Origin of the sequence: Flavobacterium sp. CF136 (assembly GCF_000282055.1) — a bacterium.
Lineage (GTDB): Bacteria > Bacteroidota > Bacteroidia > Flavobacteriales > Flavobacteriaceae > Flavobacterium.
Genome location: NZ_AKJZ01000100.1, coordinates 1 through 508, shown reverse-complemented (window position 1 = coordinate 508; position 508 = coordinate 1). Strand labels below are relative to the sequence as shown.

Sequence of the window (508 nt, the reverse complement as noted above, 5' to 3'; positions counted from 1 at the left end):
ATACTGTTTTAAACGGAACTATTTATTTATGGACACATAATACGGCTATTACCAGCTTAAAATATACCTCGGACGATTATGCATCCTATAACGCACTGGGTGGTGTAACAGCAACATCCGGAGGATCAGAACCATTAGGTTATATAGCTGCGGGACAATCCTTTTTTGCAAGTGCTAAGGCCAATGGAACAGTTGAGTTTAATAATTCGATGCGTGCAGCAGGAGACAATGGAAATAATGCCCAGTTTTTTAAACCCGGAAAAACAGCTAAAACTACAGGATTAGAAAAACACCGTCTTTGGCTGAACATGACCAATACCGGAGGTGCATTTAAACAAACCCTGATTGGTTATGCAGAAGGCGCAACAAACAGCTATGATGATGATTTTGACGGACTGACCTTTGACGGAAACAGTTATTTAGACCTATACAGTATTAATGGAACAGATAATCTGACCATTCAGGGACGTGCATTGCCATTTGTGGATACAGATGTTGTTCCCTTGGG

The 508-nt window shown here is 40.7% G+C and carries 1 pseudogene; it reads left to right on the top strand.

Features of this window, described 5'->3' with window-relative positions:
* Positions 1-508: pseudogene (locus PMI10_RS19635) on the top strand (calcium-binding protein); the annotation flags it as partial.